Below are 9,358 nucleotides of genomic sequence, written 5' to 3'. Positions count from 1 at the left end.
GTGCCCAAGGCTGGCTGTAAACCACCACCGTCGGGCGACAGGAAACAGTCGATGAACAGGAACTGCCCTCTGCTTGCCGTGCTCGCATTCGCGTCAGCGCTCGCGGGCACCCCCGCGCCCGCCGCCGCGCAAAGCTTGCAGGAAGCGGTCGAGCAGGCGATCCGGACCAACCCCGAAGTCCTTGCCACGACATACAACAGGGAAGCGGCGGATCAAGGCCTGAAGCAGGCGCGAGCCGGCTACCTGCCCCGCGTGGATATCGACGCGGCGATCGGCAAGGAGCAGCGCGACGATGTCGAAACGCGTCTGCTCGGCCTGAACCGCACGACGTTCACGCACCGGACGGCCAGCGTGACGTTGTCGCAAATGCTGTTCGACGGTTTCGCGGTCAGGAGCGAAGTGGCGCGGCAACGGGCACGCATCGACTCGTCCGCGAATCGCGTCGCGTCGACCTCGGAGGACGTGGCGCTGCGCGTGGTGGGCGCGTATCTGGAAGTCCTGCGCCGCCAGGAAACGGTCGCCGCCGCCACCGACAACGTGGAGTCCCACCGCCGGATCCACGATCAGATCAAGCTGCGCAGCGACCGCGGCGTCGGCCGGCGCGCCGACCTTTACCAGGCGGAAAGCCGGCTGGCGCTCGCGCAGGATAACTTACGATCAGAGCAAAGCAACCTGAAAGACGCCGAAGTGGCCTACGCGCGGCTGGTGGGTACGCCGCCGAACGTGCTCGTCAAGCCGGTCGCGCCGGAAGCCACGCTGCCGCCGACGGAACGATTCGCGCTGGATACGGCGCTGGCGAACCACCCGTCCCTCGCGGCCGCCGAGGCAGACGTCGCGCAGGCCAATGCGCACTATGACGCGGCGAAGGCGGCACTCTGGCCGCGCATCGATCTGGAGCTGAGCGCGAGCCACGACCGTGACGGCGTGCTCGGTCCGACGAACGACCGCCGCGTGATGCTGCGGTTGCGCTACAACCTGTTTCAGGGCGGCGCCGACAAGGCGCATATCGGCGAAGCGCATGCGCAGATCCGTGAGGCCGAGGAAGACCGCAACCGCACACGCCTGGAGATCGCGGAAGGCGAATCGCACGCCTACAACGCGTACGTCACCGCACGCGACCGGTTGGTCGTGCTCAAGCAGTACGTCGATTCCAGCGCGTCGACGCGCGAGGCGTACCTGTTGCAGTTCGGCATCGGTCAACGTTCGCTGCTCGATCTGCTCAACGCGGAGAACGAGTATTACAGCGCGCGCATCGATTACATCAGCGGCCAGTACGCGGAAGTGGCGAGCGCGTACCGCGTGTTCGCGGGGATGGGGCAGTTGCTCGATACGCTTCACGTCGCGCGGCCGGCGCAGGCGTGGGGTGCCGGCGGCATGCAGCCGGCGGTGGCCTTCGACCGTCGCGCATCCGATCCCGGCAAATGACGAGGCCCCGGGGTCGCGATCGCTCGCCCGGGGCCCTTCAGTCATCGACGTTGCCTGCGGTGTCTGGCATCGTCAGCATGCCAAACTACCGCCGTTCAACGTCTTTCTCGCCGCATCAGAACTGATAGCCTGCGCCCACCACCGCGCCGAAGTCCGAGCGCGCATTGCCCGTCACCGACGCCTTGACGACCCAGCGATTGCTTTCCGTCACGTACGAATAGCCTGCCGCGAAGCCTTGCTGCCCATGATAGTTCGACGTCGCCGCCGACACCATCGAGCGCCCGGCCCCCGTCGGCTGCGGCAAACCGGCCACCGCCATCGCCGACGCCACGCCGCCGTACATGTCCTTCTTCAGGTCGTTGAACGAGTTGTACACCTGCCCGATGCGCTGGTCGGTGTAGCCCTTCGCCTGCGTCGACGCGGCATTGAGGTTGTCGTTCAGCTGCTGCACGTTCACCGCGTCGGTCGGCGCCGTGCCGGCCGCGACGTTGGTGACCTGCCGTTCGTTGCCCTTCGCGCCGACCGAGAACGAATTGTCGCGATCCGCAACGGAGCCCTGGCCAACCGCCACCGCGTTCTTGCCGGTTGCCGTCGCCGTCGAGCCGATCGAACCGGCATCGGCACGCGCGATCCACGTCGTGTTCGCATCGGTTGCCGCCGCACGGATCTGGTCGTTGACCGCCGCCGTCTTCAGCGCGTCGTTGAACTGGGCCATGTTGACCGCGTCGTTGGCGTTCACGCCGGCCGCGACACCGGTCAGCACGCGGTCGCCCGCCGTGCCGGAGAAGTTCACGCTGCTGCCGCCCGAGTCCTTGCCGACCGTGATCGCGCCTTTCGGGTCCTGCTGCTGCACGAGCCCGGCCTTGCCGTTCGCGATGTTGGTCACGTTGTCCTGCAGGTTCGCGATATCGGTCGTGTTCTTCGACACCTGCTGGTTCGTCGCGTAGAGCTGCGAGCCGTTCACCGCGTCCGTGCTGGTCGCGCTGAGCGTGCCGGCCTTCACGTTGGTGATGCGCGTGCCACCCGCCCCGCCGAGCGTGATCGAGCCCTTCGAGCTGTCGTCGTACTGCACCGCGAGCGCGCCGAGCTGGTCGAGGTTCGACTGCACCGACTTCAGCTGCTTCACGTTCACCGCGTCCGTATCGTCGGTGCCGGCCGCGACGTTCTTCAGCACGACCGCCGCGTTCGGGTTGCCGCCGATCAGCGATACCGAGTTCAGCCGGTTGCCGTTGCCGTCGACGTCGTACTTGACGACGTTCTTCACGGCCTCGCCCGTCTGGTTCGACACCTGCGTGATCTGCTGCTCGAGATCGGACTTCACGCCGTACAACTGCCCGCCGTTCACCGCGTCCGTGCTGCCGGCCGCGACATTGCCGTCGGCGATGCTGGTCAGCTTCGTCGGCGCGCCGCCGCGGGCGGCGTTGTATGCGCCGAGCGTCGGGTCGAACTGCAGCGCATCCTTCTGCAGCCCGGCGATCGCGGTCGTATTGACGGCGATGTTCGTTTCGGCATTGCCGATGCGCGTCTCGTGATTCGCGAGCGTCGTCGTGTTGCTGCCGACACGGCCATCGAGGTTCGTCAGCGCGTCGCCGACATTGTTGAACGAATCGCCGCCGATCTTGTACGCGGGCGCCGTGATCGAGCCATCGGTGTTCGCCGTCGCACCACCGCCGAGCGCGGCTGCCGTGCCGTCGATCGCGCGGCGCAACTGCGCGCCGTTCACGGCGTCCGTGCTGCCGGCCGACACGTTGCCTTCGGCGACGTTGGTCACGCGCACCGGAACCCCGCCGTTGCCCGCGCCGAGCGAAACCTGACGCTTGCTCGCATCGTCGTACTTCACGGCGAGCGCATCGAGCTGGCTCGTGCCGTCGTGAATCGCCGCGTTCAGCTGGTCGACGTTGACCGCGTCGGTGCCGTTCTGGCCGGCCGCGAGGTTGCCGATGCGTTGCGGGCTGTTGCCGCCGTGGCTCGCATCGTACGTGCCGAGGCTCGGGTTCCATTGCAGCGCATCCTGCTGCAGCGCGGCGATGTTACCGGTGTTCGTCGTCACCTGGTCGCCGAGCTTCGTCACGCTGTTGCCGACGTTGGCGATCGACTGGTTCAGCGTATCGGTCGCCTTGCCGAGCTGGCCGACGTTCACCGCGTCGTTCGCGCTCACGCCGTCCGCGACGTTGTGCAGGCCGACCGGTGCCGGCGCGCCCTGGCCGCCGAGCGTGACGCCGCCATGCGCATCGTCGTCGTACTGCACCGCGTTCTTCGTCGCGTTGCCGATCTGGCTCGTGATCGACGTGCTCAGGTTGCCGATCGTCGTGCTCACGCTGCTGGTCACGCTCGTGCTGAGCGATGCGAGGCCGCTGCCCAGTTGCCCGACGTTGACGGCATCGTGCGCATCCTTGCCGTCCGCGACATTGTGCAGCGTCGTGCCGTTCGGGCCGGCGAACGTGACCGAGTCGAAGCCGCTCGCGCCGTCGTACTTCACGTTGCGCGCATCGGCTGCCTGCAGGCCGCCGATGTTCGACGCGGCCGTGCTCAGCGATGCATTGAGGCCCGTCACGTTGTTCTGCAGGTTCGTGATGTTCGCGGCGGCCGTCGACAGCGAGGTCTGCAACGGTGCAACGCTGCCCTTCAACTGGCCGACGTTGACCGCGTCCGTATCGGCGACCCCGGCCGCGACACCGCCGATCGTCGTGCCGTTGCTGCCGTCGAGCGCGATCGCGGCGTGCGAGTCGTCGGTGTATTTGACGACGTTCTGCGTCGCCGTCACGATGCTCGTGCTGAGGCTGTTGCCGACGTTGGTCACGCGCTGGTCGACGTTCGCGATCGACGTCGACAGCGTATTGCCGACGGAGGTCACGCGTGCGTCCACATTGGCGATGCCGGTGCTGAGCGTGCTGTTCACGTTCTTCAGCTGCTGGACGTTCACGGCGTCCGTATCGGCCGCGCCCGCCGCGACGTTCTTGATCTGGCGCTCGTGGCCGAGCGAACCGAACGAGACGGCGCCGCCGACCGGTGCAGCCGTGCCGCCGAATACCGGCGTGCCGCCGTTGTTCGCACCGGCGCTGCCCGAGCCGATCGCGACCTGGTTGTTGTCGTTCGTTTGTGCACCGGCGCCGATCGCGACGGATTGCGTGCCGCCCGCACGGGTTTGCGTCGCGGCATCGTAGGATGCGCCGTTCGACACGCCGTCGCTCGTCGTCGGATTCGCGCCGCCGATCGCGATCGAGCGATCGCCGCTCGCCAGCGCCGAGTGACCGAGTGCGATCGAACTCGTGCCGTGCGCATCGGCGACGTTGCCGAGCGCCATCGAGTAATCGCCGATCGCGGCGGACTGACGGCCCACCGCGAGCGCCGTATTGCCCTGCGCGACGGCCACCGTGCCGATCGCCGTGGCCGAGTTCGCCAGTGCCTGCGCGCCGACGCCGATCGCAATGCCGCCGCCGCTGCCGGAGCCGCCCTGGCTACCCGCGTTCGACTGGTCGCCGATCGCGATGCCGCTGGAGCCGGCCTTCGCATTCGTTCCAGACGTGAAGTTCGTGCTGCTCGTCGCGACGAACGTCCCGCTCTTCGTCGCGACACACAACGGGTTCGTACCGTCGATGCACTGCCCGTTCAGCGCGTTGTCCGGGTTGCCGCGATCGACGAAGTTGTCCGCGTGTGCGGCCCCCGCGACCAGCACACCTGCGCTTGCGAACATGGCGGCGACGAGCGCCGAAATCTGATTCCTCTGCATTTTTTGCTCCGTTTCGTGTCTTTCGTTTGGATTTGGACTACTTACTTTTATTCACAGCTTCGACTTCAACTTCGAACTCAATGCGCGATACGCTGCCCGGGCGCGCCGCTCGGTCGACGGCCCGTTCCGTTCATTCGATAAAAACCATCAGGAATACAAAATGACCGTCATGGACGAGCGCGTCCCGCCGACTCTCGCGAGTCAACCTGCTGTCATTGACATTCCGAATTGAATGCCGCGCGTGGCGCGACCAACCCCGTTTCTTTTATTTCATCTGCTGCACGTGAACGGCTTTTCGTTCACGTCAATGCCTGCCGCGGTATGCCGGTGGTCCAACCAGTCGAATCCATCCGTCACCCAAAGTTCGGACGAATTATGAGACGGACCCCGGGATTAGAGAAGGCGGCATTCTTCATAGATTGCAAAATTCAATGTTTTCAATGGCTTATGTTAAAAACGCCGAACTCGCAAACGATTTCGTATTGCCGCGCTTAATAAAAATGTTTTCCCGGAAGGATGGATACTTTGCTGGAGCGCCGCGCCATTAAAAGCAATCTCGCAAAAAAATGCAAAATATCGACAAGGGATTGAATGTTAGTCCCGACTCGCATCCCGATAATAGAGATAGGCACTCTAGCGAGAATCGAGATATCCCCCTACAATTCCGCTCGCATCGATTTCGGCAGCGGCAATCTTCCGCCCCTTTATCGGCTCAGCGATCAAAAGAAACAACGCCGAGTAATGCGCCGACTGACTGCCTGCCGTGCAGTCCGGCGAAGTCCGTTTGTCGATGCGAGCGTACCGTGCGTGTTCGCGAAGCCATGTCGCGGCTTCCGACGATTTTCCCGAACCGGAATCGACCGCGCGCAGGAACGCTGCCCGCAGCCTTTCCTGAACAGGTACACGATGTCTCCATCGACCACCGCATTGAATCATGCCCATATCCTGATCGTCGACGATCAGCCCGACCAGCTCCGTTTGCTGATCGATATCCTGCGCAGCACCGGATGCCGGATCAGCATCGCATTCGATGGCGTGCAGGCGTGCGAGCGCGCGCAGGCACTGATGCCGGACCTGATCCTGATGGATGTCCGGATGCCGCGCATGGATGGTTTCACCGCGTGCCGGCGGCTGGCGGCCGATCCGCTGACGAGCGCGATCCCTGTCATTTTCCTGACGGTGGCCGGCGACTTGCACGAGCGCGTCGAAGGGCTCGAAATCGGCGGCGTCGATTATGTGGTGAAGCCGTTCGAACCTGCCGAAGTCGTCGCGCGAATCCGCGTGCAGCTCGCGCGGACGAAACGGCCCTTGCCGATGGATGCGCCCGCCGTGCACGATCCGTTTGCCACAGGCAAGGACGACGACATCATCGTGCGCGCGGCCATTCGGCATCTTTCGCGCACGCTGAACGATCCGCCGACGGTCGAGCAGCTCGCGCGCGCGGTCGGCACGCACGAGAAGCGGCTGTCGCGCGCGTTTCGCGACAACCTGGGCCAGACGGTGTTCGAATATCTGCGACACGAGCGCCTGCGCATCGCGCAGGACCTGCTCGATACGACGTCGCTCAGCATTGCGAGCATCGCGAAGGAGATCGGCTTTTCCACGCCGGCGAATTTCGCCACCGCGTTCCGCGAACGGTTCGGCATCACGCCGACCGAATGGCGGCGACAGCGCGATGCGGCCGGGCGTGATGCCGCGCGGGAACCGCAGCGCGACGCGTAGTCTCGCCCGGCATGACGGGTACGGCTACCAGTTGTATTTCGCGCTGGCCAGCACCGTGCGCTCGTTGCCAAACACGCACACTGCGTAAGACTGGCAGCCGCCGACGTAGCGGCGGTCGAACACATTCGCGACATTCAGCGCGAATCGCCAGTGACGCACTTCGTAGTGCATCGCGAGATCGTACAGCGTCGCGCTCGGCACCGTCAGCGAATTGTCGGGCGCACCGGCCGACGCACTCTGGTAGCGCACGCCGGCGCCGATCCCGAGGCCCGACAGCGCGCCGGTGTGCCAGGTCCAGTCCGTCCACAGCGACGCCATCTGCCGCGGCAGCGGCACGGACACCGGCCAGTTGTTCAGCGATGCATCGTTCGCCTGCACGTTCTTGACGTCCTGATAGACGTACGACGCGACGATCGACAGCTCGCGCGTCACGTTGCCGACCGCGCTCAGTTCGATCCCGCGCGAACGCACCTTGCCGGTCTGCACGGACGACGTGCCGGTGGGGTCGAGATTCGTCGGCGTCGGCGTCACGACGTTGGTCTGGTCGATCCGATAAACGGCCGCGGTGAGCATCAGGTTCCGGCCGGCCGGCTGCCAGCGCAGCCCGGCTTCGGTCTGCTTGCCGCGCGTCGGTTTCGGCAAGCCGCCGCCGTACATCCGCACGCCGATCACCGGATCGAACGACGTCGAGTAGCTCACGTAAGGCGACCATCCCGCATCGCCCTGATAGGTGAGCCCGACGCGGCCTGAAAACGCACTGACGTCCTGCTGCGTGCCGATGCGGGCCGCCCGGTCGTCGAAGCGCGCGTTCACGCGATCTTCGCGGCCGCCGAGCGTCAGCGTCCAGCGGTTCCAGCGAATCTGGTCCTGCGCATACGCGCCGAGCGAATTCATCGCCGTGTACTGATCGACGTGCCCGAGCGACGTGCGGCCGGAAAAGATCGCGACACGTCACCGGCGTTAGACCGGGTTGTAGATGTTCAGCGTCGGCGCGAGCGCGAGCCATACGCTGTTGGTCGTCGTCTGCCGGTCGAACTGCAGGCCGAGCAGCAGCGTGTGCTCGAGCGGGCCGGTGGCGAAGCGTGCCTGCGCACGGTTGTCGATGTCGAGCCGGCTGTAGTTCAACTGGAACAAGCCGGCGAAGCGGTTGATGTCGGTCAGGCTGCCGTCCGCGAAGCCCGCGCCGAACACCGAACCGTTGTCGAGCGACAGGTGCATCCAGCGCACGTTCTGCCGGAACGTCCACATCGAGTTCAGGTTGCGCTCGAGCGCATAGCCGAGCGACCATTGTTTCTTCCGGTAGTCGTTGAACGTCGGGTCGCCCATGTAGATGTCCTGCGACAGACGCCCGTTCCGATTCGGCAAGACCGTGCCCGACGCCGGGAGGAAGTTCGACGAAATGTCGCCGTGATCCTGCAGATACGTGGCCGACAGCGTCAGCGACGTATCGGCGTCGGGGCGCCAGCGGAACGTCGGTGCGAGCGCGACGCGCTGGTCGTTGTTCGGGCCGGTCACCGCATTGCCGTCGCGCGCGACGCCGACGAAGCGGTACGCATATCGGCCGTCCGGATCGAGCTTGTCGCCGATGTCGATCATGAACTGCTTGCGCGCATAGTTGCCGAACTGCACGCCGGCTTCGCGCACGCGCTCGCCGTCGGCCGTCTTCGTCTGCACGTCGATGATCGCGCCCGGGTCGCCCGCGCCGTACAGCACCGACGTCGGCCCGCGCAGCACGGCGATCGAATCGATCGTATAAGGATCGACGCGCCAGCTCGACAGGTTCAGCGTGTTCGGCACCTGCAGGCCGTTCACGTAGGCCGTCGGCGTGAAGCCACGCAGCGCCGCATACCAGTCGGAACGGTTGTCCGAGCCGTACGACGCGAAACCCGGCACATAGCGCAGTGCCTGGTTCAGGTCGGTCGCGCCGGTCATCTCGATCTGCTGTGCTGTGACGACGTTGGTCGTCTGCGGGATCTCGGCGACCGGCGTGTCGGTCCTCGTCGCGGTGGCGGTACGCAACCCGACCAGCCCGAGCGATGCGCGGCCGGCCTCGCCTGTCACGTCGATCTTCGGCAGCATCGCCGCCGCATCGGCCGGCGGCGTTACCGCCGCGCTCGATGCCTGCGCGTGCGCGCCTCCCGCGGCGGCCGCGCACAACGTTCCCCCGGCCGCGATCGCGATTGCGCGTCGCACCGAACCTGTTGCCGTTCCCATCGTTTAGCTAGTGTCTCCGTCTTGTTGCCCGGGTGCCGCGCGCCCGGTCGTGCTTCGTTGCGGGGCTGGCCGGCGGTGCAGGCCTGTCGCGTACGAGTCGGTGCGCGTCGTTCGATTGCGTCGTTTTTGAGCGCCTGAATGATATCGGCGCGACGTTGCGCGGTCTTTAGAAAAAAAACCTGCGAGCGCGATATCGTTCACCGCATGCCCGCATTGCCGTCGCGCCCGCGCAAGCCAGCGTCGAGCGCGACACGAACCACGCCGCGT

The 9,358-nt window shown here is 65.7% G+C and carries 3 protein-coding genes and 1 pseudogene; 2 read left to right on the top strand and 2 right to left on the bottom strand.

Translation table 11 applies throughout. From position 1 onward, the window contains the following. Positions 1-51: 51 nt before the first annotated feature. Positions 52-1,425: a TolC family outer membrane protein gene (locus tag ACP26O_RS33045; protein WP_175665702.1), complete on the top strand. Its 1,374-nt coding sequence runs from the start codon at positions 52-54 to the stop codon at positions 1,423-1,425. A 115-nt stretch (positions 1,426-1,540) separates the two neighbouring features. Here the strand turns inward: ACP26O_RS33045 and ACP26O_RS33040 are convergent, their stop codons facing one another. Next, positions 1,541-5,155 (bottom strand): YadA-like family protein, encoded by a 3,615-nt coding sequence (locus tag ACP26O_RS33040; RefSeq protein WP_175665703.1) that lies wholly within the window; start codon positions 5,153-5,155, stop codon positions 1,541-1,543. Positions 5,156-6,061: 906 nt separating this feature from the next. Here ACP26O_RS33040 and ACP26O_RS33035 point away from each other — a divergent pair. Beyond that, positions 6,062-6,877 (top strand): response regulator transcription factor, encoded by an 816-nt coding sequence (locus tag ACP26O_RS33035; RefSeq protein ID WP_175665830.1) that lies wholly within the window; start codon positions 6,062-6,064, stop codon positions 6,875-6,877. 24 nt (positions 6,878-6,901) lie between these two features. On the opposite strand, the pseudogene ACP26O_RS33030 reads toward ACP26O_RS33035, so the two are convergent. Next, positions 6,902-9,091, bottom strand: a pseudogene (locus ACP26O_RS33030) (TonB-dependent siderophore receptor). Positions 9,092-9,358 lie beyond the last annotated feature (267 nt).

Origin of the sequence: Burkholderia sp. R-40 (assembly GCF_049942845.1) — a bacterium.
GTDB classification, from domain to species: domain Bacteria; phylum Pseudomonadota; class Gammaproteobacteria; order Burkholderiales; family Burkholderiaceae; genus Burkholderia; species Burkholderia ambifaria.
Note: the sequence above shows the minus strand (reverse complement) of the source record. Positions and strands in the feature narration are given on the sequence as shown.